This is a genomic window from Streptomyces sp. NPDC049577 (assembly GCF_040675635.1).
Lineage (GTDB): Bacteria > Actinomycetota > Actinomycetes > Streptomycetales > Streptomycetaceae > Streptomyces.
The window spans coordinates 16,057-37,893 of sequence record NZ_JBFAPH010000019.1 but is presented as its reverse complement, the minus strand read 5'-3'; the positions used below and the strand labels follow the sequence as shown (position 1 = coordinate 37,893).

The window sequence follows — 21,837 nt, the reverse complement described above, 5'->3', positions numbered from 1 at the left end:
GGCCCTCGCCGGGCTCGGCTGGCTCGCCCACCTCGGCTGGGACCGCGCCTGGGGCTACGGCCCCCGGGGCCGCGACGGCCGCGTCCTGTGAGGGCCGCCCGGCCGGCCGGGGCGTCACCAGGTGACCGGCAGCTCCACGAGATGGTTGACGAGCAGCCCGGTGTGCATCCGGATCTCCTCCGGCGGGACCGCGAGCCGCAGCCCCGGCAGGCGCCGCGCCAGCACGCGCAGGGCGATCGTCAGCTCGGCCCGGGCCAGGGAGGCCCCCAGGCAGTAGTGGACGCCGTGCCCGAAAGCCAGATGCGCGCGGACCTCCGGACGGCCGGGATCGAACGCCCCGGGCTCCGGGAACACCGCCGCGTCCCGGCCGGCCGAGCAGATCGAGGCGATCACCGCGCTGTTGGCCGGGATCCGCGTCCCGGCGACCTCCGTCTCCGCCAGCGTCACCCGCAGCGGACCGCCGTCCCCGATCGGATTGTGCCGCAGCAGCTCCTCGACCACGGCGGCCGGCCCGGCGGGATGGGTGTCCAGGGCCGCGATGCCCTCCGGCGCGCGCAGCAGGGTCAGCACGGACGTGCCGATGACGGACGAGGTCGTCTCGTGCCCCGCTACCAGCAGGGTCATGGCCATGGTGAGCACCTCGCGGTGGCTCAGCGAGCCCTGCTCGTCCCGGGCCTGGACGAGCGCGCTCAGCAGATCGTCCCCCGGCCGCCGCCGCTTGTCCTCCACCAGGGCGTGCAGAAAGGCCAGCAACGCGTCGCGGGCGGCGCGCATCTGCTCGGGGGAGTGGGCGGTGAGCGACAGCAGCGCCTCGGACCAGGCACGGAACCGCTCCCGCTCCCCGTAGGGCACGCCCAGCAGCTCGCAGATGACCCAGGCCGGCAGCGGGAAGGCGTACCCGCGGATCAGATCGGCGCCCGGCCCGCCGCGCTCCAGGTCGTCGACCAGGCCGTGCGCCACCCGCTCGATGCCCGGTTCCAGGGCACGGACCCGGCGCGGGGTGAACTCGGCCGCCACCAGGGCCCGCAGCCGGGTGTGCTCGGGCGGGTCCAGGGTGAACAGGCCACCGGCCTCGAAGGGCTGGGCGGTGAGCCTCGGCGCACCGGCGCGCACGGTCGCCGCCCGGCTGAACACCGGATCGGACAGGACGGTCCGCACGTCCTCGTACCGGCTCACCAGATAACCGTCGTCCCCGCTGGGCAGGACGACGCGCGCCACGGGGCAACGGGCGCGCAGCTCGTCGTAGCCGGCGGGCGGCTCGGTCGCCGAGGTGCGGGGGAGGGGATAGCGCAGGGGCTCGAATCCAGGCATGCCGGGAGCGTTCCCACGGCCGCTCGCGCCCGGCCGGACCGCCGCCCGCCGCACCCCGGACCCGCCCCGGACCCGTCCCGGACCCGCCCTGGGGCGGTCCTGGAGCCGTCCTTGAGCGGCGGCGGACAGCATGGGGACGTCCGCCCGCGCGACACGCGCGCCCGGCGCGGCGCGCCCAGGCCCCCGGAGGTCCCCCATGCGTCCACTGATTTGCTGGCTGATGGCCCACTGCGTGCGTCCCGCCCTGCGCGCGCTCTCCCTCTACGGCCTGTTCTACGTGCCGAACCCGTACACCCTGGAGCTGCCGAACCCCTTCGCCCCGGTGCCCCGGGACCGGCCGGACCCCACCGGCCGTCCGTTCCCGCTCCTCGCGCACCCCGCCGCCGCTCAAGGTCCGTTCGAGGCGGTGGGAGCAGGCTGGCCGGATCACCGGGCCCGTTGAGCCGCCGTGCGGGTCTGCGGTGCACAGGCGGAACACACGGCGGCATCCCTGGGAGACCGTCATGCCCGCCATCTCCGCACCGTTCGGATGTCCCGAGGCCCCGGAACCCACCGACTTCGTGAGTGTCGTCCGGCAGTGGGCGCGGCGGCAGCCCGGCAGGACCGCTCTCGTCTTCCCCGCGGAAGGCCCCCGCGAGCAGGGCGAGGCCGGCAGGCTGAGCTACGCCGCCCTCGACCTGGAGGCACGGCGGATCGCCGCCTGGCTCCAGCCGCGTGACGTCGCCGGACAGCGCGTACTGATCCTGCACGACCAGGGCCCGCTGTTCGCCGCCTCCTTCCTCGGCTGCCTCTACGCCGGCGCCGTCGCCGTGCCCGCGCCACCGCCCGGCGGCACCGACCGCCACATGGAACGGCTGCTCGGCATCGTCAAGGACGCGGCCGTCGGCATCGTCCTCACCGACACTCGCCATGCCCCCGCCGTCTCCCAGCTGCTCGCCGGAGCCGGATACGGCGACCTGGTGTGCCTGGCGACCGACCGGGCCGGCACCGCGGCGGCCGCGGACCCCGACGACTGGCGGCCCCCCGCCCTCGGCCCCGACGACGTGGCCTTCCTCCAGTACACCTCCGGGTCGACGAGCAGACCCAAGGGCGTCATGGTCACCCACCGCTCCCTGCTCGCCAACCAGCGCGCCATCCAGCACGCGATGCGCACCACGCAGGACTCGGTCGTCGGCGGCTGGCTGCCCTTCCACCACGACATGGGCCTCGTCGGCCATCTGCTGCACCCCCTCTGGCTGGGCGCGCAAGGTGTGATCATGCCCGCCATGAGCTTCGTGCGGCGCCCGGTGCGCTGGCTGCGGATGGTCTCCGACTACGGGATCACCACCGGCGGCGGCCCCAACTTCGCCTACGAACTGTGCGCCCGCCGCGTCACCGACGAACAGCTGGCGGGCATCGATCTCTCCCGCTGGGTGACGGCCGTCAACGGCGCCGAGACCGTACGGGCCGAGACACTCGACGCCTTCGCCGAACGCTTCGCCCCGGTGGGGCTCGACCCCGCCGCCCTCTACCCCTCCTACGGTCTGGCCGAGTCGACGCTGATGGTCACCGGCGGCACGCCCGGCAGCCCCGCCCGCCGGCTCACCGCCGATGCGGCCGCCCTCGAACAGCACCGCCTGGTCGACCCCGCACCCGGCCGCCCCGTACGGACCCTGGTCTCCTGCGGCACCCCCGGGCCCGGTTGCGACCTGCGCGTCGTCGCCCCCGACACGGGCCGGGAACTGGCCCCCGGCCGGATCGGCGAGATCTGGATCCGCGGCGACAGCGTGGCCCGCGGCTACTGGAACCGGACCACCGAGACCGCCGAGGCGTTCGACGCCGCGACCGAGAGCGGCGACGGCGGCTTCCTGCGCACCGGCGACCTCGGCGTCCTGCGGGACGGCGAGCTGTACGTCACCGGCCGGATCAAGGACCTGCTGATCGTCGCCGGCCGCAACCTCTACCCGCAGGACGTCGAACGGACCGTCCAGAAGGTCAGTGCCATGTTCAACTCGACCGTCGCCTTCGCCGTCGACTCCGACCGCGAGCACGTCGTGGTCGTCCAGGAGGTGCGCTCCGGCAAGACCTACGACACCGACCTGCCGGGCCTCGTCTCCGCCGTGCAGCAGCGCGTCTCCAAGGAGTTCGAGATAGCCCTCGGCAACGTCGTCCTCGTCAGGCCCGGCACCGTGCGCCGCACCACCAGCGGCAAGGTGCAGCGGTCCGCCATGCGCAAGCTCTTCCTGACGGGCCGGCTGCGCCCGCTCCACGAGCTCGTCGACCCCGAGGTCAAGGAGCTCATCGCATCGGGATCGAGCCCCCGGATCACCGTCTGACCATTCGTCAACTATCCAAGTCTCAAGTGGATTTGGGCTGGCCTTTCCACTGTTCGGCAAAGACATGACACGTTGCGAGCCCCCGCCTGGCCCGCCGGCCCGGCCGGCGCCACCCTCTAGCTGAGTCCCGGCCGCGCCGTTCGCGGAACGTCCCCGAAGACCAGCCGGAGGAGAGGACGGGGGATCGTGGAGATCAAGGTTCTCGGCCAGCTGACCGCGGCGGAGTCCGGCACGTCCGTCGTCCCCAGTGCCGCCAAACCCCGGCAGATCCTGGCCCTGCTCGCGCTCAACGCCAACCACGTGGTCACCGTGCAGGTGCTCATGGAGGAGCTGTGGGGACTCGACCTCCCGCGCAGCGCCCCCACCACACTGCAGACCTACATCCTGCAACTGCGGCGCAAGCTCGGCGCCGCCCTCGCGGCCGGCGCCTGCGCCGGCGCCCACGTCCCGGTCTGCTCGGCCAAGGACCTGCTGGCCACCCGGCACAACGGCTATCTGCTCGCCGTCGACCCCCGGGACATCGACGCCCGGGAGTTCGACCGGCTCACCGCCGAGGGCTACGCCGCCTACGAGCAGGACGACCCGGCCCGGGCCTCCCGGCTGCTCAGCGAGGCCCTCGCGCTCTGGCGCGGCCCGGCCCTCGTCGACCTCCAGCGCGGCCCCCTGCTGGAGATCGAGGCCATGCGCCTCCAGGAGAGCCGGCTGGCCGCCCTCGGCCGCCGCATCGACGCCGAACTGCGCCTGCACCACCACTACGAGATCCTCGGCGAACTGGCCGGGCTCACCGCCCAGTACCCGCTCGACGAGAACCTCCACGCGCAGTTCATGCTCGCCCTCTACCGCTGCGGCCGCGCCTCCGGCGCGCTCCAGGCGTTCCGGCGGCTGCGGGCCGGCCTCATCGACGAACTCGGCCTGGAGCCCTCCGCCCGGGTGCAGCGCCTCCACCAGGCCATCCTCGCCTCCGACCCCGCGCTCGACGCCATCGCCCGGGTCTGAGCGAGGGCACCCCCTCCCGGCCGCCCGGCCGTCCTCCAGCGCCGGTCAAGCGGCCTTCCAGGGGCCCCCAGGAGCATCGCTGCATCCGCCACGAGCGGAATGAACCGCGATCCGAACGGCGGCGTGGCTCGCGAGCCCCGCCGCCGGGCTGAGGAGGTAGCGATGGCGGTACGGTTCCCCGAGGACGTCCGCACCCGGACGACGAGCGGGCCGGGCGGATACCTCGCGGTGCCGCCGCGCGAGGACGCCGCGCTCCGGCTCTTCTGCTTCCACCACGCCGGCGCGGGCGCGCTCTCCTACGCACGCTGGGCAGCACGCCTGGCACCCGCCGTCAGCGTCGTCCCCGTCCGGCTGCCGGGACGCGAGACCCGGCTCGCCGAACCCCGCGTCACCGACGCGGCCCGGCTCATGCGCGAACTCGACGAGGAGCTCGCGCCCCTGCTCGACGAACCGTACGCCTTCTACGGACACAGCCTGGGCGGCCTCGTCGCACACGCCTACGCGCTGCACCACACCGGGCGCGGCGGCACCGCGCCCCGGCTCCTGGCCGTCGGCGCCTGCTCACCGCCGCACATCGGCACCCCGCTGATCGACTCCTGCGGCACCTCCGACGAGGACATCGTCGGCTTCCTCCACCACACGGGCGGCATCCACGGCCCGCTGGCCCAGCGCCCCGACTGGCTGCGGCTCACCGTCCGCGTCACCCGCGACGACCTGGCGCTCGCCCGCAGCCTGCGCGCCGCCCCCCGCCGCCCCCTGCCCTGCCCGCTGCTCGCGATCGCCGGACGTGACGACGAGGTCGTGCCCGTCGAAGCGGTCCGCGCCTGGCGCGCGTGCGCCGGGGACACCTTCCGCACGGCCGTGCTCGACGGCGACCACTTCTTCGTGCGCGACGCCGCCCTGCCGGAACTCCTCCGCGACGAACTGACCGGCGGCCTCGTGCCGGCCCGCACCTCCTGACACGCCTCCCGACACGCGAACGGAGCCGAGAGATGGACATCGAAGTACTGGGGCCCTTCAGGGTGACACAGTCGGGCGTGTCGGTGGTCCCGACGGCGATCAAGCCCCGCAAGGTCCTGGCCTTGCTCGCCCTGTACCCGGACAGCGTCGTCTCGGTGAACTCCCTCATCGAGGAGCTGTGGGACGACCACCCGCCGCGCAGCGTACAGACCACCCTCCAGACCTACATCCTGCAGATCCGCAACCTGATCAACGCCGCCCTCGCCGCCGCCGGCGAGGAGGAGCCCCCGGGCGGCGCCAAGAGCGTCCTCGTCACCGAGTCCGGCGGCTATCTGCTCGATACCCAGGGCGGCATGGTGGACGCCCAGGAGTACGAGCGCCTCGCCGGCGCCGGACACCGGGCCCTGGAGGCCGGCGACAACGCCGGCGCCAGCATGCTCTTCCGCCGGGCCCTGGCCCTCTGGCGCGGCCCCGCCCTGGTCGACGTCCAGGTCGGCCCGCTGCTGGAGGCCGAGGTCACGCGGCTGGAGGAGTCGCGGATGAGCATCTTCACCCAGCGCATCGAGGCCGACCTGCGCCTGGGCCGGCACCACGAGGTCCTCGGCGAACTCGCCGGGCTCGCCGCCCAGCACCCCCTGCACGAGCGGCTCCAGTCCCAGCTGATGCTCGCCCTCTACCGGGCCGGCCGCCGCGGCGGCGCCCTTGAGGTCTACCACCGGCTGCGCGGCGCCCTCGGCAGGGAGCTCGGCCTCGACCCGTCCCCCGCCCTCCAGGAGATGCAGCGGGCCATGCTCGCCTCCGACCCCGTCCTCGAATGCCGCACCGCGCTGCCCCCGAACGTCCCCTACGCGTTCGGCGCCGAACCCCTCCAGGCCCTGCGCGCCGGCTGACCCACCGACCGCACCCCCTCCCGGGAAGGAGACCACCGCACCATGTCCGACCTCACCATCCACGAACTGACCGGCAAACTCCGCGAGTGCGCGGGCGATGCCGAGGGCGTCGACCTCGACGGCGACGTCCTCGACGTGCCCTTCCTCGAACTCGGCTACGACTCCCTCGCGCTGCTCCAGGTCACCGGCGTCATCGCCCGCGAGCGGCTCATCGACATCGCCGACGACGCCGTCATCGAGGCGCACACCCCGCGCCTCCTGCTGGAGGTCATCAACTCCAGCCCCAACCAGGCAGCCTGACGCCCGACGCACCACCACCCAACGACGAGGGGAGCAGCATGCCCTACGCGGCCATCACCTACCGGGTCAAACCCGGCCACGACGACGAGATCGCCGAGATCTTCGCCGGCTTCCAGCGCGTCGACACCCCCGAACTCCCCGGCCAGGCACCGGGTGAGGCGGCCGGGCGGCTGCTCGGCACGGGTGTGTTCATCAAGGACGACATCCTGGTCCGGGTCATCCACTACGAGGGCGACTTCGCCGCCGTCGGCCGCCACATGGCCGCCCAGCGCGGCGTCCACCTGCTGGAGGAGAAACTGCGGCCGTACCTGGCGGAGCCGCGCGACACCAGCACCCCGGAGGGTTTCGCCGCCTACTTCCGGGAGGCGACGATGCGGTCGATCGCCCAGCTGAGTGTCGACACCCACCCGGCGGCCCGGGGGAGCTGAGCCGACCGTGGCCGTCGACGTGCTGCGCGTGCTCGCCACCCTCGGCAGCGGCATCACGGCGGGAGTGCTCTTCGCGGTCGCGCTCAGCGTCCTGCCCGCCCTCTTCGCGATGCCGACGGGGACGTACATCTACGCGCACAAGCTGCTGGGCCGCAACTGGGACCCGGTGATGCCCGTGACCGTGCTGGCCACGACGCTGCTGGACGCCGCCCTCGGCGCGCTCGCCCCCGGGCCCGCCCGGGCCCTGTACGTGGCCGCCGCGGCCGTGATGCTCGGCGTCTCCGCCGTGTCCCACCTGTGCAACGTCCCCATCAACCGGCGGGTCAAGGCCGTCGAGGACCCCGACCGCCCGCCCCCCGACTGGACCGATCCCCGCCCGCTGTGGCGCCGCTGGCACCTCCTGCGCACGGCCCTCGCCGTGGCCGGCCTCCTCCTCAACGGCCTGGCGGCGACCTGGCACTGAACGCCCCGCCCCCGCGCACCGCGTGCGGCCCGGACCCCTCGGGGCCCGGGCCGCACGCGTGCTGACACATTCCGCTTCGGTCCAGCACCGCCCTAGTGGCGCTCTAGCGCCCTTCCCGAGGGTGGGGATCCGGCCAGGCTGCCCGAAGCCGCGCCGCGGGGAGACGAGGGGAAACGTCATGGATCTGGGTCTTGCGGACAAACGCGTTCTGGTCACCGGTGCCACCCGGGGCATCGGCCGCGCCACGGCGAAGGCCTTCGCCGCCGAGGGCGCGCGCGTCGCCGTCACCTACCACCACTCCGAGGTGGCGGCCAAGGAACTGGTCGAGGAGCTCGGCGGCCCGGACCGGGCCTGCGCGCTCCGCTACGACCTGGCCGATTCCGCGTCGATCGCCGAGACGGTCGCCGCGGTCGAGGACCGCTGGGGCGGCGTGGACGTCGTGGTGGCCAACGCCCAGACCTGGGTGTGGATGAACCCCGAGGACATGCCCCCGTACCAGGATTTCCCGATGGACTTCTGGCTCGGCCGCTACCGGGAGAACGTCGAGGGCCACCTGTGGACCGTGCGCCAGGCCCTGGGCGGCATGCGGGAGCGCGGCTGGGGGCGGATCGTGCTGCTGTCCTCGGTCACCGCCACCCACGGCAACCCCGGCTCGGAGATCTACAGCGCCGCCAAGGCGTCCCTGCACGGCTTCGTGCGCGGGCTGATGTGGACCGGCGACGGCGTGCTCGCCAATGTCGTCGCGCCCGGCGGCACCGTGACCGAGAGCCTGGAGGCGGTGGACCCGGCCCTGCTGGAGAAGGCCGTGGCGGACACCCCCAGCGGCCGGCTGACCACCGCCGACGAGGTGGCCCGGCTCATCGTCTTCCTCGGCTCCGCCGCCAACGGGAACGTCAACGGCCAGATCATCCACCCCGCCGGCGGGCGCTGAGCCGGTCCTTCCCGGCCGATTACCGGCCGAATTCCGCCTTCACTCAAGCGGTTCGCGGCCCGACGGCCGCATCCTCGTTCGACACGGCCGCCGTGGGCCGTGCACCGGGCGGCCGGACACCGGCCGCCCGTCACCACCAGCACCACCTTCACCACAGTCAAGACTTCACCACAGTCAAGAGGAGCACATGGCCATGGGCAAGACCTGGGCTTCGTACCGTGCGCGCCGCTCGGCGTCGCACCACAAGCCGCCATGGCACGGGGGCGCTCTCGCCGCTGGCGCGAGACTGGCCATCGGACTGTCCCTGTGCGTCACACCGTTCATCGCCGCCGCACCGGCCGGCGCCGCCGGCCCGGACACCACGGGCGGCCAGAAGTACTACGTCGACTGCGCGGGCGGTGACGACTCCGCCGCCGGCACGGCGCAGACGACCGCCTGGCGCAGCCTCGACCGCGTGAACAAGGCCGTCCTCCAGCCGGGGGACTCCATCCTGCTGCGCAGCGGCACCACCTGCAAGGGTGTGCTGGCGCCGCACGGTTCCGGCACGGCGAGCCGGCCCGTCGTCGTCACCTCCTACGGCGGCACCGCACGGGCCGCCATCGCCGCGGGCGGCGCCCGCGCCGCGGTCCTCCTGGAGAACGCGCAGGGCTGGGAGCTTCGCAACCTCGACGTCTCGAACCACACGACGGCGGACGGCACCGCACGCATCGGCATCTACGTGCTGCTGACCGACTTCGGCACCGGCACCCACTACGTCGTCGACAACGTGAACGTCCACGACGTGACCGGCACCGACAGCACCGGTCCCGACGCCGAGGACAGCGGCGGCATCGTCTTCAAGGCCGCCGGCTCGAAGGTCCCCACCGGCTTCGACGGCATCCAGGTCTCCCGCAGCACCGTCTCCGGCACCGACGGCTACGGCATCGCCACCTCCTCGCAGTGGTCGAAGCGCGAGCTCTTCCCCGGCGGCAGCAACAGCTTCGTGCCCCTCGCGCACATCCGCATCACCGGGAACCGGCTGTCCGACATGGGCGGTGACGGCATCGTCGTCCAGAACGGCGCCGACCCGCTGATCGACCACAACCTCGTCGACGGCTTCGGGCTGCGGGCCACGGCCTACCACTCCGGCATCTGGGCCTGGAACTCCGACCGCCCCGTGATGGAGTACAACGAGGTCACGCACGGCGCGAGCTCCCCGCCCGCGATGGCCTACGACGTCGACGGCGCGAACGCGAACGTCGTCTACCAGTACAACTACAGCCACGACAACGGCGGCGGGTTCATCACCTTCTGCAACGCGCCCGGCCAGCTGTCCGACGGCGCGACGGTGCGCTACAACATCAGCCAGAACGACCACGACGCCACCTACAGCGGCATCACCTTCCCGGTCATCTTCAACGGCTGCGGCGTCACCCAGAAGAACGTCTCCTTCTACAACAACGTGGTCTACAGCACCGTCGCGAAGGCACTGGTCGGCAACGCCGGACAGACCTCGGTCGCCTACCGCAACAACATCTTCCGGGGCGCCGACGGCGGTTCGACGATCAGCGACACCGTGAGCACCTTCGACCACAATCTCTACTTCCACATCACGGACCGTCCGTCGGCCGACGCACACGCGCTGACCGCCGACCCGCGGTTCACCGCCCCCGGCACCGGCAGCCAGGGCTACCGGCTGAAGCCCGGCTCCCCGGCGCTCGGCGCCGGCGTGCCGATCCCGGACAACGGCGGTCACGACTACTACGGCCACACCGTGCCCGCCGGCACGGCCCCGGCCGTCGGCGCCGCCCAGGGCGGCTGCCCGTAGCACCCCATGCGACGAAACCCCCACCGGGCACCCCGGTGGGGGTTTCGTCATGCCCGGGGCCACTCCCGCCTGGACGCGTCTTCGAGCAGCCGTCGAGCCGGGTGACCGACCGTGCTGAGCATTGCCCCCCGGCAATCGCTCGCTATCGGCTACGCAGGAGGTCGGCTGTGCACCGGACACTCATCGTGGCGCGGATGGACCCGAGGAACTCGGAGTCCGTCGCCAAGCTCTTCGAGGAATCGGACGCGACAGACCTGCCGCACATGATCGGTGTGTCGCGGCGCACGCTGTTCTCGTTCCACGATCTCTACTTCCACCTGGTCGAGGCGGACGACGACATCTCGCCCAACCTCTACAAGGCGCGCAGCCACCCGCTCTACGACCGCATCAACACCGGTCTGACCGAGTGGATCTCGCCCTACGACCCGAACTGGCGCGAGCCCAAGGACGCCATGGCCTCGCCGTTCTACGTGTGGACCCCCCAGGAAGGCAGGATCCGATGACCGAGACGACCGATACGACGGACAAGTCCCGGCTGCGGTTCCCGGTGGACCGGGCCAAGCCGAACCGCAAGCGCGGCGGCGACATCCGCGTCACCCTCAGCCCGGTGACCGTCGGCTGCACCTCCGGCTTCGGCGGAACCCTCCTGCTGGAGCCCGGCGAATTCGTCACCGAGCACTACCACCCCTACTCCGAGGAGTTCCTCCACGTCATCGACGGGGAACTGGAGATGGCGCTGGACGGCGAGCCGCTGGCCCTGGGCCCCGGCGACTCGCTGCTGGTCCCCATCGGCATGCGGCACCGCCTGGTCAACACCGGAACGGCCACCGCGCGCTGCGTCTTCCACCTCTCGCCACTGGCCCCCCGCCCGGAGCTCGGCCACGTCGACACCGAGACCGTCGCGGACCCCCAGGCCCCGAACCCGCAAGTGGGTGGGACTCCGTGAGCGGACGCGCCGTCATCACGGGCGTCGGCATGGTGGCGCCGGGCGGGGTCGGCCGGGAGGCGGCCTGGGAGCTGCTCTCCTCCGGCCGCACCGCGACCCGGCGCATCACCCTCTTCGACCCCGCGCCCTTCCGTTCCCAGGTGGCCGCCGAGGTCGACTTCGACCCGCTCGCCGCCGGCCTGGACCCGCGCCGGGTCAGACGCATGGACCGGGCGGCCCAGTTCGCCGTCGTCAGCGCGCGCGAGGCCGTCGAGGACAGCGGCATCCGCGACGCCTCCGTACCGCCCGAGCGCACCGCCGTCTGCCTCGGCAGCGCCGTCGGCTGCACGATGGGACTGGAGGAGGAGTACGTCGTCCTCAGCGACAGCGGCAAGCGCTGGCTGGTCGACCACACCTACGGCGTCCCGCACCTCTACGGCTACATGGTGCCCAGCACCCTGGCCGTCGAGGTCGCGCACGAGGTGGGCGCCGAGGGCCCGGTGGCGCTGATCTCCACCGGCTGCACCTCCGGACTGGACTCCATCGGCCACGCCGTGCAGCTCATCGAGGAGGGCTCGGCCGACGTCGTGATCGCCGGGGCCACCGACGCGCCCCTGTCGCCCATCACGGCCGCCTGCTTCGACGCCATCCGGGCCACCACCCCCCGCAACGACGACCCCGAACACGCCTCCCGCCCCTTCGACCGGGACCGCGACGGCTTCGTGCTCGGCGAGGGCGCCGCCGCCCTCGTCCTGGAGGAGAAGTCCGCCGCCGAACGGCGCGGCGCCCGGATCTACGGCGAGATCGTCGGCTTCGCCGGGCGCAGCAACGCCTTCCACATGACCGGGCTCAAGCCCGACGGCCGCGAGATGGCCGAGGCGATCCGCACCGCGCTGGACCAGGCCCGGCTCGACCCCACCACCGTCGACTACATCAACGCCCACGGCTCCGGCACCAAGCAGAACGACCGCCACGAGACCGCCGCGTTCAAACGCGTGCTCGGCGAGCACGCCCGGCACGTCCCGGTGAGCTCGATCAAGTCCATGGTGGGCCACTCCCTCGGCGCGATCGGCTCCATCGAGGTCGCCGCCTGCGCCCTCGCCCTGGACCGCCAGATCGTCCCGCCGACCGCCAACCTGCACAACCCCGACCCCGAGTGCGACCTGGACTACGTCCCGCTCGTCGCCCGGGAGCACCGCATGGACGTCGTCCTGAGCGTGGGCAGCGGATTCGGCGGCTTCCAGAGCGCCATGGTCCTGGCCCGGCCCGGCGTCGTCCCGTACGAGAGGAGCCGACGGTGACCGGCAACCCATCGGCCGGCCCGCTGATCACGGGCCTCGGCATCACCGCGCCGACCGGCATCGGCGTCGAGGAGCACTGGGCCGCGGTGCTCGCCGGCAAGTCCGGCATCGACACCATCAGCCGCTTCGACCCCTCCGGCTACCCGGTCCGGCTGGCCGGCGAGGTGACCGGGTTCGACGGCGAGGACCGGGTCCCCAGCCGGCTGGTCCAGCAGACCGACCGCTGGACCCATCTCGCCCTGTACGCCGCCGAGCAGGCCCTCGCCGACGCCGGCGCCGACCCCCGAGAGCTGCCCGAGTACGGGATGGCCGTGGTCACCTCGTCCTCCTCCGGCGGCACGGAGTTCGGCCAGCACGAGATGGAGAAGCTCTACCAGCACGACCCCTCCTGGGTGGGCGCCTACCAGTCGATCGCCTGGTTCTACGCTGCGACCACCGGCCAGGTCTCCATCCGGCACGGCATGCGCGGCCCCTGCGGAGTGCTCTGCTGCGAACAGGCCGGCGGACTCGACGCCATCGGCCAGGCCCGGCGCCTGCTGCGCCGCGGCACCGCCCTCGCCGTCAGCGGCGGCACCGACGCCTCCCTCTGCCCCTACGGCCTCACCGCGCAGCTGAGCACCGGCAGGCTCTCCACCGTCCCCGACCCCAGGCGGGCCTACGTGCCGTTCGACGCCCGGGCCGCGGGCCACCTGCCGGGCGAGGGCGGCGCCCTCCTCGTCCTGGAGGACCCGGCCGCCGCCGAACGGCGCGGCGCCGGACCGGCCTACGCCCAGGTGCTCGGCTACGCCGCCGGATTCGACCCGGCACCCGGCAGCGGCCGCGAGCCCGCCCTGCGGCGCGTCGTCGAACAGACCCTGGCCGACGCCGGCCTGCGACCGGACGACGTGGACGTCGTCTTCGCCGACGCTTCCGGCGTACCCGGCGAGGACGCCGCCGAGGCACGGGCGCTGCGCGCCGTCTTCGGCCCCCGGGGCGTGCCCGTCACCGCGCCCAAGACCCTCACCGGCCGGCTGTACGGCGGCGGCGCGGCCCTCGACGTGGCCACGGCGGCCCTCGCCCTGCGCGACCAGGTCGTGCCCCACACCGTGGGCACGACCGCGCCCGTCCCCGCGTACGAGATGGACCTGGTGCTCGGCGCTCCTCGCCCGCTGCCCCTGCGCACGGCGCTGGTGCTGGCCCGCGGCCACGGAGGCTTCAACGCCGGGCTCCTCCTCGGCCGCCCGCACGGGACGGAAGGCACCGGCCGTGCCGGCTGAGACGGCGGGCCAGGTGATCGTGATCGTCCATCACCGGGCCCGGGACGAGCAGGAGCTGGCCGCGGTCCGCGCGGCGTACCACCGGATCAGCGAACGGATGACCGGCGTGCCCGGTCTGCTCGGCAACGAACTGCTGCGGTCCGCCGTCGACCCCACCTCCGTCCTGGTGGTGAGCCGCTGGGCGGACCGCGAGGCATTCCAGGACTGGGAGCGGGGCCCCGACCACCGCGAGGACACCGCCCCCCTGCGGCCGTACCGCGATACGCGGCTGCCCGTGCCGTTCGGGATCTACGAAGTCAACGCGGCGTACTGAGAAGGCGTACTGAACGAACCGGCGTAGGAGGAACGATGGATCAGGGACTGTCGGGCAAGCGGGTGCTGGTCACCGGCGGCACCAAGGGAATCGGCCGGGCCACCGTGCTCGGCTTCGCGCTGGCCGGCTCGCGGGTCGCGGTCGTCTCGCGCGGCGGCGGCGAGGCGGCCGCCTCGCTGGACCGGGAACTGAAGGACATGGGCGCCGACTACGTCCTGCTGCGCGCGGACGTCACCGACTCCGCCCAGGTCACCGCCCTGGCCGAGAGCTGCCGCCGGGAGCTCGGCGGCCTCGACGTGCTGGTCAACAACGTCGGCGTCGACGGCCAGGTCTGGTTCTCCGAACTGCCGGAGACCGAGTGGCACCGGGTCGTCGACCACAACGTGACCGCCGCCTACCTCGTCACCCAGGCCATGCTCGGACTGCTCGCGGACGGCGCGTCCGTGGTCAACATCGGCTCCTCGGTGGGCCTGCGCGGACGGGTGCGCGGCGTGCACTACACCGCGTCCAAGGCAGCCCTGGTCGGTCTCACCCGGGCCCTGTGCAAGGAACTCGGCCCCCGCGCCATCCGCGTCAACACCGTCGCGCCCGGGCTCACCGAGACCGAGCCGGGCGCCGGACTGCCGCCGGAGGCGGTCGAGCGGATCGTCGGCATGACCGCGCTGGGCCGCATCTGCCAACCGGAGGACGTCGCGGGCGCCGTGCTCTACCTCGCCGGCGACACCTCCCGCTACGTCACCGGCGTCACCCTCAACGTCGACGGCGGGGTGTGAGCCGGTGACCGGCATCGACGTCGGCATCGGCCTGCCCACCACCGTCCCCGGCAAGGACGGCACGGCCCTGCCCGCCTGGGCGCGCCGCGCCGAGGACCTGGGCTTCGCCTCCCTCGGCGTCCTCGACCGGCTCGTCTACGACAACTTCGAACCGCTCGTTTCCCTCGCCGCCGCCGCGGCCGCCACCACCCGGATCCGGCTCGTCAGCACCATCCTGATCGCCCCCTACCGGGGCGGCGCCGCCCTGCTGGCCAAACAGGCGGCCACCGTTGACGCGCTCAGCGGCGGACGCCTCGTCCTGGGCGTGGCCGCCGGGGGCCGCGAGGACGACTACGCGGCCACCGGCGCCCCCTACAGCGGGCGGGGGGCCCGGCTCGACCGGCTGATCGGCGAGCTGCGCGACACCTGGGACGGCGGCGGCGCCGTCCCCGGCATCGGGCCCCGCCCGGCGCGCCCGGGCGGCATCCCGCTGCTGGTCGGCGGGCACTCCCCGGCCGCGATGCGCCGCGCGGCCCGCTTCGGCACCGGCTGGATCGCCGGCGGCAGCTCCGTCACCGCCTACCCCGAACTGGTCCGGCGCGCCCACGCGGCCTGGGCCGGGGAAGGACGCACGGACCGGCCCCGCATGGTCTCGCTGATCTACGCCTGCCTCGGCCCGGACGCGGAACGCGTGGCCACGGAATACCTGCGCGGCTACTACGCGTTCATCGGCGCCAAGGCCGAACGCGCCGCGGCGGGCGTTCTGCTCGACGCCGTGCGGCTGCGCGAGACCGTCCAGGGCTACGCGGAGGCCGGCTGCGACGAGCTGATCATCATGCCGTGCACGGCCGATCCGCGCCAGCCCGACCTGCTGGCGAAGGCCGCGCTGGGCTGAGACCCCCGGTCCGCAAGACGCCGGACGGGCTGAGAAGTCAGCCCGTCCGGCGTCTTGCGGACCACCGTGCGTCAGCCCAGGTGGCCCGCGGCCCGCGCGATCGCCGCGTCGAGCGGATCAGCGGCATCAGTCACCGGCCCCGCCGAGCGCCAGGCGACGATCGCGTCCGGCCGCACCAGCACCGCCCCGCCCGGCCCGATCCCGTACGCCTGCCGCCAGTCCCGGTCCACGGGCCGCAACCCGCCGCCCTCGCCCAGGACATGGGTGCGCAGCGGGATACCCAGCCCCTCGGCCGCCTTCGCGGCGGCCTCGCGCCACGCCGTGCCCGCCGCGTCGGTGAGCAGCACGTAGTGGTCCCAGAACAGATCGATCGTCGAGAGCCGCTCGCCGTCCCGGTCCAGCCACACGTGCGGGGCGCGGGTGCCCGGCTCGCCCTCCAGCCGCAGCTCGGGGGTGAGCACCGGCCGGTCCGCGGGGGCCGAGACGGCCGTGGAGGAGTAGCGGTAGCCCAGAGTCACGATGATGTCGTCCACCATCGCGGCCTTGTCCTCCTCCGTCGCGTAACCGTGCCGGATGCGGTTGCGGACCAGGGCCTGGGCCGCCATGGCGCTGCCCACCGCGTGCCGCTCGGCGTGGTACGTGTCGAGCAGCGCCCCGCCGCCCCAGCCGGCCAGCACGGCGGCGAGCTTCCAGGCCAGGTTGTGCGCGTCGTGGATCCCCGTGTTGGCGCCGAAGCCGCCCGCCGGCGGATGCACGTGTGCCGCGTCACCGGCCAGGAAGACCCGGCCGCGCCGGAACGTCTCCGCGACCAGCTGCGCGCCCTCCCAGGGGATCTTCGCGACGACCTCGACCGCCATGTCCGCCTTGCCGGCGGCCGTGCGGACGATGTCCACGCACCGCTCGTCGGTGAAGTCCTCCGGCTTCTCGCCCTTCTCCGGGAAGTAGATCGGGGCCGCCAGCCACGGGTTGCAGCCGTGCAGCCGGGACAGGCCCATCAGCGTGCCGGGGGCGGAGGCGTAGCAGAGGATGAACTTGCGGTCCTTCAGCAGCTCTTCCAGTTCCGGGGCGCGGAAGTAGATGCTGAGCGCGTTGAAGACCGTCCCGCGGCCCTGCCGTTCCACGCCGAGCAGCCGGCGCACGGTGCTGCCCGCGCCGTCCGCGCCGACCAGGTAGTCCGCGCGGATCCTGATCCGCTCGCCGGTGGTGACGTCCTCGGCGACGGCGGTGACGCCCTCGTCGTCCTGCGCGAGCTCCAGCAGCCGGGTCCCGAAGCGGATGTCGGAGCCCAGTTCGCGCGCCTTCGCCGCGAGCACCCGCTCATAGCGGTCCTGGCCGCAGCCCATCACCCGCTCCGGGGAGACGGTGGGCCCGTCGAGCGACGGCGCCTCCAGCAGCACGGCCTCGTCGATCCGGGAGAACGTCTCGACCTGGATGATGCCGCCCTCGAAGTACGGGTGGGAGTCCCCGATCTCCAGGGCGCGGATGTCCCCGCCGAGGCCGGCCGCCCGGAACATCTCCAGCGTGCGCGCCTGCATGCCCGGGGCGCGCGGGAGCGTGGAGGTGCCGTCGCGCTTCTCCAGGAGCATCGTCGCCACCCCGTGCCGTGCGCAGAACAGGGCGGTGGACAGGCCCACCGGGCCGCCGCCCACGATCAGCACCGGAATCCTCACGTCTTCCATGCGTGTCCCTTCAGTCTCCTCGCGTCGGCCGACGGTGACCCGCGGCACACGGCAGGGGTACGCAGGAGGACTCGAGGATTCCTGGCATCCGGGTCGGGCAGCGCACGGCCCGGCGCGTTCGAGGCCGTTTCGAGAGGGGCTCCACGGGCGGCTGGGAGCGTCGCGGCACTGCCACGGCCGCCTGGCCGCCAGGCGTCCCGGAAGGAGTCTCCCCGATGACGAGCAATCCCCCGGACGTCAGCACGCCCGCCGGAATCCTCCGGCTCGGCAACGCGTTCTGCGATGCCAAGGCACTGCTGACCGCCGTGGAACTCGACCTGTTCACCGTCCTGCACCAGGCGCCCGGCGGCGCCGCGACGGCCGAGCGGATCCGCGAGCAACTGTCACTGCACGGCCGCGGCCTGCGCGACTTCCTCGACCTGCTCGTGGCCCTCGGACTGCTGCGGCGCGACGGCGACCGCTACCGCAACGCCACCGGCGCCGACCGCCATCTCGTCCGCGGCGGCCAGGAGTACGTCGGCGGCTTCCTGCTGCGCTCCAGCCGCAACCTCTACCCGGCGTGGGGCCGGCTCGAGGAGGCCCTGCGCACCGGGAAGCCGCAGTCCGGCAGCGACTTCGACGCGGTGACCCGCAACCCGGCGATCCTGCGCCAGTTCATCGGCAGCATGGACGCCTTCACCAACGTCCTCGCCGCCGATCTGATCGACGCCTTCGACTGGAGCCCCCACAGCACCGTCGTCGACGTCGGCGGCGCCCGCGGCAACCTCGCCTCGCGCATCGTGCGGGCCCGTCCGCACCTGCGGGGGCATGTCTTCGACCTGCCCGCCATGGAACCCTTCGCCAAGGAACTCGCCGCGGAGCTCGGCCTGGAGGACCGGCTGCGCTTCCACGGCGGCAGCTTCTTCGACGAGCCGCTGCCGCCCGGCGACGTCGTCGTCCTCGGCCACGTGCTGCACGACTGGGACCCCTCCCAGCGCCGCGAGCTGGTGCACAAGGCCTACGATGCCGTACGGCCCGGTGGCGCGCTGCTGGTCTACGACCGGATGCTGGACGACGAGCCGGAGCACGCCGAGAACCTCGTCATCAGCCTCGACATGCTGCTCGTCACCGACGGCGGCTCGGAGTACCCGGCCGCGGAGATCACCGGCTACGCCCGGGAGGCCGGCTTCGCCTCGATCGAGGTGAGCCCGCTCGGCGACTACGACACGCTGATCGTCGCGCGCAAGGACTGATCCCGCGAGACCCCCGACGACCTGGGCCCGCCGGACCGGCGGGCTCAGCGCGTGGTGTAACGGAGTACGGACCGGTGTAGGCGGCCGGCAGCGACGTCACGATCGTGATGATGCCGCCGTCGCGCTCGATGCGCTTGGCGGCCTCGCGCATGACGAAGTACGCGGCCTTGGAGTTGACCGCGAACATCCGGTCGTACTCGGCCTCGGTCGCCTCGCTCATCGGCTTCTTGATCACCATGCCCGCGGTGTTCACGCTGGCGTCGACCCGGCCGAACGCGTCGACCGCCGCGTCGAACAGCCCCTCCACCTCCGCCACCCGCGTGAGGTCCGCCTGATGGGTGACGGCGTCCCCGCCCGCGGCCTTCACCGCCTCGGCGGTCTCCTTCGCACCGTCGCGCGAGGAGTCGCATGGCATCTCCTCGCGGGAACGTGCGTCACCCCGACGCCAGGACCGGCCCCCGCTGATCGCATCCGCGGTGGTGCCCGGGGTTCCCGGCCGCTCCTCGAGCGTTCCTCGACGTACCGCGGCAACGCTGCGGGCATGGACGAGCGAGAAGACTGCCCCTACCGGGTGATCCTGCGGATGGAAATCCGCCCGGACGCCGCGGAGGAATTCGAACGCACCTGGCGCGCCGTCGGCGAACTGATCGCCCGGGAACCCGCCAACCTCGGCCAGGTCCTGACCCGGGACGTCGAGCACCCGGGCGTCTACTACGTGGTCACCGACTGGACCGACGAGCAGGGCTTCCGCCGGTTCGAGCGCAGCGAGGCGCACGTCGGGCACCGCCGGCGCCTGGCGCCGTACCGCACCGGCGGCGAGATGGCCGTGACCCGGGTCGTGCACGACCTGCGCGGCCCCCGCGCCTGAGCCCCCTGCCCGAGTCCCGCGCCTGAGCCCCCGCCCACCGGCACCGAAGGAGCGACATGGAAGAGCACGAGCGCACCACCGGACACCTCGCCGTCATCGGCCTGGGCGCCATGGGCGGCGGCATGGCCCACCGCCTCCTGGAGAGCGGCTTCCGCCTCACCGTCCACAACCGCACCCCGCGCAAGGCGGAGCCGCTCGTCGAGCGGGGCGCCACATACGCCTGCGACGCGGCCGAGGCGGTGGCCGGGCACCGTGTCGTCCTGCTCAGCCTGAGCGACGAGCAGGCGGTCGACGAGGTGCTCTTCGACCAGGTGGCCCCGGCCCTGGAGCGCGGTGGCCTGGTCATCGACACCTCCACCGTCTCGCCCGGCTACGCCCGCGCGGCGGCCGAGCGGCTCGCCGCCCTCGGCCTGCGCCGGGTGGAGGCCTGCGTCGTCGGCAACCCGCTCCAGGCCCGCAAGGGCGAACTGCGCGTCTTCACCGCCGGGCCACAGGCCGACGCCGAGGAGGTGCGGGACGTCCTCGACGCGCTGGGCGGCGAGAGCGTCCACTTCGGCGCCCCCGGCAGCGCCACCACCGTCAAGCTCGTCCTCAACCTGCTGCTCGGCGCCCAGGTCGCGTCCCTGGCCGAGGCCGTCGAGTACGGCGCGCGGGCGGGCATCGACCGGGACCGGCTGCTCGCCTCCATCGCCGGGAGCGGCTTCAGCTCCGCCGTGATGCGCTTCCGCGCCGACCTCATGCGCTCGGCGCAATACGAACCCGCCTACTTCCGCGCCTCCCTCATGGAGAAGGACCTGCGGCTCGCCATCGAGGCGGCCGAGCGCTCCGGCGTGGAACTGCCGGTCCTGAAGACCGTACGGGACCGCTTCGCCGCCGTCGTCGCCGCCGGTGACGGCGACAAGGACGCGGCCGTCGTCGTCGAACACACCGCGCACTGACCGCAGGAGGAACCCATGGCGCAGGAAACCCCGGCCCGCCGGCTGTTCACCTCGGAGTCCGTCACCGAGGGCCACCCCGACAAGATCGCCGACCGGATCAGCGACACCATTCTCGACGCCCTCCTGCGGGAGGACCCGCGCTCGCGGGTCGCCGTCGAGACCCTGATCACCACCGGTCTGGTGCACGTCGCCGGCGAGGTCACCACCACCGCGTACGCGGACATCCCGACGCTGGTGCGGCAGGCCGTGCTGGACATCGGCTACGACTCGTCGAAGAAGGGCTTCGACGGCGCGTCCTGCGGCGTCTCGGTGTCCATCGGCTCGCAGTCGCCGGACATCGCGCAGGGCGTCGACACGGCCTACGAGGCACGGGTCGAGGGTGCCGCCGGAGGTGAGGGAGGGGACGAGCTCGACCGGCAGGGCGCGGGCGACCAGGGCCTGATGTTCGGCTACGCGTGCGACGAGACGCCCGAGCTGATGCCGCTGCCCATCGCCCTGGCCCACCGGCTCTCCCGCCGGCTGACCGAGGTCCGCAAGAACGGCACCGTCCCCTATCTGCGTCCGGACGGCAAGACGCAGGTCACCATCGAGTACGACGGCGACCGGGCCGTGCGGCTGGACACCGTCGTCGTCTCCTCCCAGCACGCCTCCGACATCGACCTCGACACCATGCTCGCCCCCGACATCCGCGAGTTCGTCGTCGAGCACGTCCTCGCCCGGCTCGTCGAGGACGGCATCAAACTGGACACCGACGGCTACCGGCTGCTGGTCAACCCGACCGGCCGCTTCGAGATCGGCGGTCCCATGGGCGACGCCGGCCTGACCGGCCGCAAGATCATCGTGGACACCTACGGCGGCATGGCCCGGCACGGCGGCGGCGCCTTCTCCGGCAAGGACCCCTCGAAGGTGGACCGTTCGGCGGCGTACGCGATGCGCTGGGTCGCCAAGAACGTGGTCGCCGCCGGTCTGGCCGCGCGCTGCGAGGTCCAGGTCGCCTACGCGATCGGCAAGGCCGAACCGGTGGGCCTGTTCGTCGAGACCTTCGGCACCGAGACCGTGCCCGTGGAGCGGATCCAGGACGCCGTCACCCAGGTCTTCGACCTGCGCCCCGCCGCGATCATCCGCGACCTCGACCTGCTCCGCCCCATCTACGCCCGGACGGCGGCCTACGGCCACTTCGGCCGTGAACTTCCCGGCTTCACCTGGGAGCGTACCGACCGCGTCGACGCCCTGCGCGCCAAAGCCGGTCACTGACCAGCGGTGCCTCGCTGACGACC

Annotated in this window: 24 protein-coding genes; 21 read left to right on the top strand and 3 right to left on the bottom strand. The window is 73.3% G+C overall.

The genetic code is table 11. The features are described from left to right. Nucleotides 1–114: 114 nt before the first annotated feature. Nucleotides 115–1,311: a cytochrome P450 gene (locus tag AB0K09_RS04615; protein ID WP_366063803.1), complete on the bottom strand. Its 1,197-nt coding sequence runs from the start codon at nt 1,309–1,311 to the stop codon at nt 115–117. A 196-nt stretch (nt 1,312–1,507) separates the two neighbouring features. Here AB0K09_RS04615 and AB0K09_RS04610 point away from each other — a divergent pair, with 196 nt between their 5' ends. The 17 genes from AB0K09_RS04610 to AB0K09_RS04530 all read left to right on the top strand — a co-directional run bounded on the left by AB0K09_RS04610 (nt 1,508) and on the right by AB0K09_RS04530 (nt 15,843). Next, entirely contained in the window at nt 1,508–1,753 is a 246-nt protein-coding gene (locus tag AB0K09_RS04610; protein WP_366063802.1) for a hypothetical protein, read from the top strand. Between the two features lie 61 nt (nt 1,754–1,814). After that, nucleotides 1,815–3,626, top strand: coding sequence for a fatty acyl-AMP ligase (locus tag AB0K09_RS04605; RefSeq protein ID WP_366063801.1), 1,812 nt, complete (start codon nt 1,815–1,817; stop codon nt 3,624–3,626). Nucleotides 3,627–3,812: 186 nt separating this feature from the next. Then, nucleotides 3,813–4,622 carry an AfsR/SARP family transcriptional regulator gene (locus tag AB0K09_RS04600; RefSeq protein ID WP_366063800.1) on the top strand — a complete coding sequence of 270 codons (810 nt, stop codon included), beginning with the start codon at nt 3,813–3,815 and terminating at the stop codon, nt 4,620–4,622. A 162-nt stretch (nt 4,623–4,784) separates the two neighbouring features. Continuing rightward, on the top strand, nt 4,785–5,582 hold the full coding sequence (locus tag AB0K09_RS04595; RefSeq protein ID WP_366063799.1) for an alpha/beta fold hydrolase: 798 nt from the start codon (nt 4,785–4,787) through the stop codon (nt 5,580–5,582). Between the two features lie 32 nt (nt 5,583–5,614). Further along, nucleotides 5,615–6,472, top strand: coding sequence for an AfsR/SARP family transcriptional regulator (locus AB0K09_RS04590; protein WP_366063798.1), 858 nt, complete (start codon nt 5,615–5,617; stop codon nt 6,470–6,472). 42 nt (nt 6,473–6,514) lie between these two features. After that, nucleotides 6,515–6,772 (top strand): acyl carrier protein, encoded by a 258-nt coding sequence (locus tag AB0K09_RS04585; RefSeq protein WP_366063797.1) that lies wholly within the window; start codon nt 6,515–6,517, stop codon nt 6,770–6,772. Between the two features lie 38 nt (nt 6,773–6,810). Then, nucleotides 6,811–7,200, top strand: coding sequence for a SchA/CurD-like domain-containing protein (locus AB0K09_RS04580; RefSeq protein WP_366063796.1), 390 nt, complete (start codon nt 6,811–6,813; stop codon nt 7,198–7,200). Between the two features lie 7 nt (nt 7,201–7,207). After that, a complete protein-coding gene (locus AB0K09_RS04575) occupies nt 7,208–7,663 on the top strand; it encodes a DUF1772 domain-containing protein (protein ID WP_366063795.1) in 456 nt (151 codons plus the stop codon). Between the two features lie 178 nt (nt 7,664–7,841). Further along, the gene (locus AB0K09_RS04570) at nt 7,842–8,594 is read left to right on the top strand and encodes an SDR family oxidoreductase (RefSeq protein ID WP_366063794.1); all 753 of its coding nucleotides are present in this window, start codon (nt 7,842–7,844) and stop codon (nt 8,592–8,594) included. A 193-nt stretch (nt 8,595–8,787) separates the two neighbouring features. Next, nucleotides 8,788–10,401 (top strand): right-handed parallel beta-helix repeat-containing protein, encoded by a 1,614-nt coding sequence (locus AB0K09_RS04565; RefSeq protein WP_366063793.1) that lies wholly within the window; start codon nt 8,788–8,790, stop codon nt 10,399–10,401. A gap of 167 nt (nt 10,402–10,568) precedes the next feature. Then, nucleotides 10,569–10,904, top strand: coding sequence for a TcmI family type II polyketide cyclase (locus AB0K09_RS04560; protein ID WP_366063792.1), 336 nt, complete (start codon nt 10,569–10,571; stop codon nt 10,902–10,904). Next, nucleotides 10,901–11,347 carry a cupin domain-containing protein gene (locus tag AB0K09_RS04555; RefSeq protein WP_366063791.1) on the top strand — a complete coding sequence of 149 codons (447 nt, stop codon included), beginning with the start codon at nt 10,901–10,903 and terminating at the stop codon, nt 11,345–11,347. Before AB0K09_RS04560 ends, AB0K09_RS04555 begins: the two co-directional genes overlap by 4 nt. Next, nucleotides 11,344–12,627 (top strand): beta-ketoacyl-[acyl-carrier-protein] synthase family protein, encoded by a 1,284-nt coding sequence (locus AB0K09_RS04550; protein ID WP_366063790.1) that lies wholly within the window; start codon nt 11,344–11,346, stop codon nt 12,625–12,627. Before AB0K09_RS04555 ends, AB0K09_RS04550 begins: the two co-directional genes overlap by 4 nt. Continuing rightward, on the top strand, nt 12,624–13,883 hold the full coding sequence (locus AB0K09_RS04545; RefSeq protein ID WP_366063789.1) for a ketosynthase chain-length factor: 1,260 nt from the start codon (nt 12,624–12,626) through the stop codon (nt 13,881–13,883). Before AB0K09_RS04550 ends, AB0K09_RS04545 begins: the two co-directional genes overlap by 4 nt. Beyond that, nucleotides 13,873–14,196, top strand: coding sequence for an antibiotic biosynthesis monooxygenase family protein (locus AB0K09_RS04540; protein WP_366063788.1), 324 nt, complete (start codon nt 13,873–13,875; stop codon nt 14,194–14,196). Before AB0K09_RS04545 ends, AB0K09_RS04540 begins: the two co-directional genes overlap by 11 nt. A 35-nt stretch (nt 14,197–14,231) precedes the next feature. Then, the gene (locus tag AB0K09_RS04535) at nt 14,232–14,969 is read left to right on the top strand and encodes an SDR family oxidoreductase (RefSeq protein WP_366063786.1); all 738 of its coding nucleotides are present in this window, start codon (nt 14,232–14,234) and stop codon (nt 14,967–14,969) included. A 4-nt stretch (nt 14,970–14,973) separates the two neighbouring features. Then, a complete protein-coding gene (locus tag AB0K09_RS04530; RefSeq protein WP_366063785.1) occupies nt 14,974–15,843 on the top strand; it encodes an LLM class flavin-dependent oxidoreductase in 870 nt (289 codons plus the stop codon). Between the two features lie 71 nt (nt 15,844–15,914). On the opposite strand, the gene AB0K09_RS04525 is transcribed toward AB0K09_RS04530, so the two are convergent. Continuing rightward, entirely contained in the window at nt 15,915–17,522 is a 1,608-nt protein-coding gene (locus AB0K09_RS04525) for an FAD-dependent monooxygenase (protein ID WP_366063784.1), read from the bottom strand. 215 nt (nt 17,523–17,737) lie between these two features. Here AB0K09_RS04525 and AB0K09_RS04520 point away from each other — a divergent pair, with 215 nt between their 5' ends. Continuing rightward, a complete protein-coding gene (locus tag AB0K09_RS04520; protein WP_366063783.1) occupies nt 17,738–18,754 on the top strand; it encodes a methyltransferase in 1,017 nt (338 codons plus the stop codon). Here AB0K09_RS04520 and AB0K09_RS04515 read toward each other — a convergent pair. Further along, nucleotides 18,663–19,169, bottom strand: a complete 507-nt coding sequence (locus AB0K09_RS04515; RefSeq protein WP_366063782.1) for an SDR family NAD(P)-dependent oxidoreductase — start codon at nt 19,167–19,169, stop codon at nt 18,663–18,665. The two genes, AB0K09_RS04520 and AB0K09_RS04515, sit on opposite strands and share 92 nt — an antisense overlap. 126 nt (nt 19,170–19,295) lie before the next feature. Here AB0K09_RS04515 and AB0K09_RS04510 point away from each other — a divergent pair, with 126 nt between their 5' ends. From AB0K09_RS04510 to metK, 3 genes are read left to right on the top strand one after another with little or no spacing between them, the layout of a single operon-like run. Beyond that, complete coding sequence (locus AB0K09_RS04510; protein ID WP_366063781.1) at nt 19,296–19,622, top strand: antibiotic biosynthesis monooxygenase family protein; 327 nt, start codon at nt 19,296–19,298, stop codon at nt 19,620–19,622. A gap of 56 nt (nt 19,623–19,678) precedes the next feature. Beyond that, on the top strand, nt 19,679–20,560 hold the full coding sequence (locus AB0K09_RS04505) for an NAD(P)-dependent oxidoreductase (protein ID WP_366063780.1): 882 nt from the start codon (nt 19,679–19,681) through the stop codon (nt 20,558–20,560). A 15-nt stretch (nt 20,561–20,575) separates the two neighbouring features. Continuing rightward, nucleotides 20,576–21,814, top strand: coding sequence for a methionine adenosyltransferase (gene metK, locus AB0K09_RS04500; RefSeq protein WP_366063779.1), 1,239 nt, complete (start codon nt 20,576–20,578; stop codon nt 21,812–21,814). Nucleotides 21,815–21,837 lie beyond the last annotated feature (23 nt).

What these genes read in the sequence shown, in the direction of transcription:
- AB0K09_RS04510 (WP_366063781.1), top strand. Translation starts at nt 19,296, where the DNA reads ATGGACGAGCGAGAAGACTGCCCCTACCGGGTGATCCTGCGGATGGAA.
- metK (WP_366063779.1), top strand. Translation starts at nt 20,576, where the DNA reads ATGGCGCAGGAAACCCCGGCCCGCCGGCTGTTCACCTCGGAGTCCGTC.
- AB0K09_RS04585 (WP_366063797.1), top strand. Translation starts at nt 6,515, where the DNA reads ATGTCCGACCTCACCATCCACGAACTGACCGGCAAACTCCGCGAGTGC.
- AB0K09_RS04615 (WP_366063803.1), bottom strand. Translation starts at nt 1,311, where the DNA reads ATGCCTGGATTCGAGCCCCTGCGCTATCCCCTCCCCCGCACCTCGGCG.
- AB0K09_RS04595 (WP_366063799.1), top strand. Translation starts at nt 4,785, where the DNA reads ATGGCGGTACGGTTCCCCGAGGACGTCCGCACCCGGACGACGAGCGGG.
- AB0K09_RS04570 (WP_366063794.1), top strand. Translation starts at nt 7,842, where the DNA reads ATGGATCTGGGTCTTGCGGACAAACGCGTTCTGGTCACCGGTGCCACC.
- AB0K09_RS04580 (WP_366063796.1), top strand. Translation starts at nt 6,811, where the DNA reads ATGCCCTACGCGGCCATCACCTACCGGGTCAAACCCGGCCACGACGAC.
- AB0K09_RS04610 (WP_366063802.1), top strand. Translation starts at nt 1,508, where the DNA reads ATGCGTCCACTGATTTGCTGGCTGATGGCCCACTGCGTGCGTCCCGCC.
- AB0K09_RS04605 (WP_366063801.1), top strand. Translation starts at nt 1,815, where the DNA reads ATGCCCGCCATCTCCGCACCGTTCGGATGTCCCGAGGCCCCGGAACCC.
- AB0K09_RS04590 (WP_366063798.1), top strand. Translation starts at nt 5,615, where the DNA reads ATGGACATCGAAGTACTGGGGCCCTTCAGGGTGACACAGTCGGGCGTG.
- AB0K09_RS04555 (WP_366063791.1), top strand. Translation starts at nt 10,901, where the DNA reads ATGACCGAGACGACCGATACGACGGACAAGTCCCGGCTGCGGTTCCCG.
- AB0K09_RS04565 (WP_366063793.1), top strand. Translation starts at nt 8,788, where the DNA reads ATGGGCAAGACCTGGGCTTCGTACCGTGCGCGCCGCTCGGCGTCGCAC.
- AB0K09_RS04505 (WP_366063780.1), top strand. Translation starts at nt 19,679, where the DNA reads ATGGAAGAGCACGAGCGCACCACCGGACACCTCGCCGTCATCGGCCTG.
- AB0K09_RS04515 (WP_366063782.1), bottom strand. Translation starts at nt 19,169, where the DNA reads ATGCCATGCGACTCCTCGCGCGACGGTGCGAAGGAGACCGCCGAGGCG.
- AB0K09_RS04520 (WP_366063783.1), top strand. Translation starts at nt 17,738, where the DNA reads ATGACGAGCAATCCCCCGGACGTCAGCACGCCCGCCGGAATCCTCCGG.
- AB0K09_RS04535 (WP_366063786.1), top strand. Translation starts at nt 14,232, where the DNA reads ATGGATCAGGGACTGTCGGGCAAGCGGGTGCTGGTCACCGGCGGCACC.
- AB0K09_RS04525 (WP_366063784.1), bottom strand. Translation starts at nt 17,522, where the DNA reads ATGGAAGACGTGAGGATTCCGGTGCTGATCGTGGGCGGCGGCCCGGTG.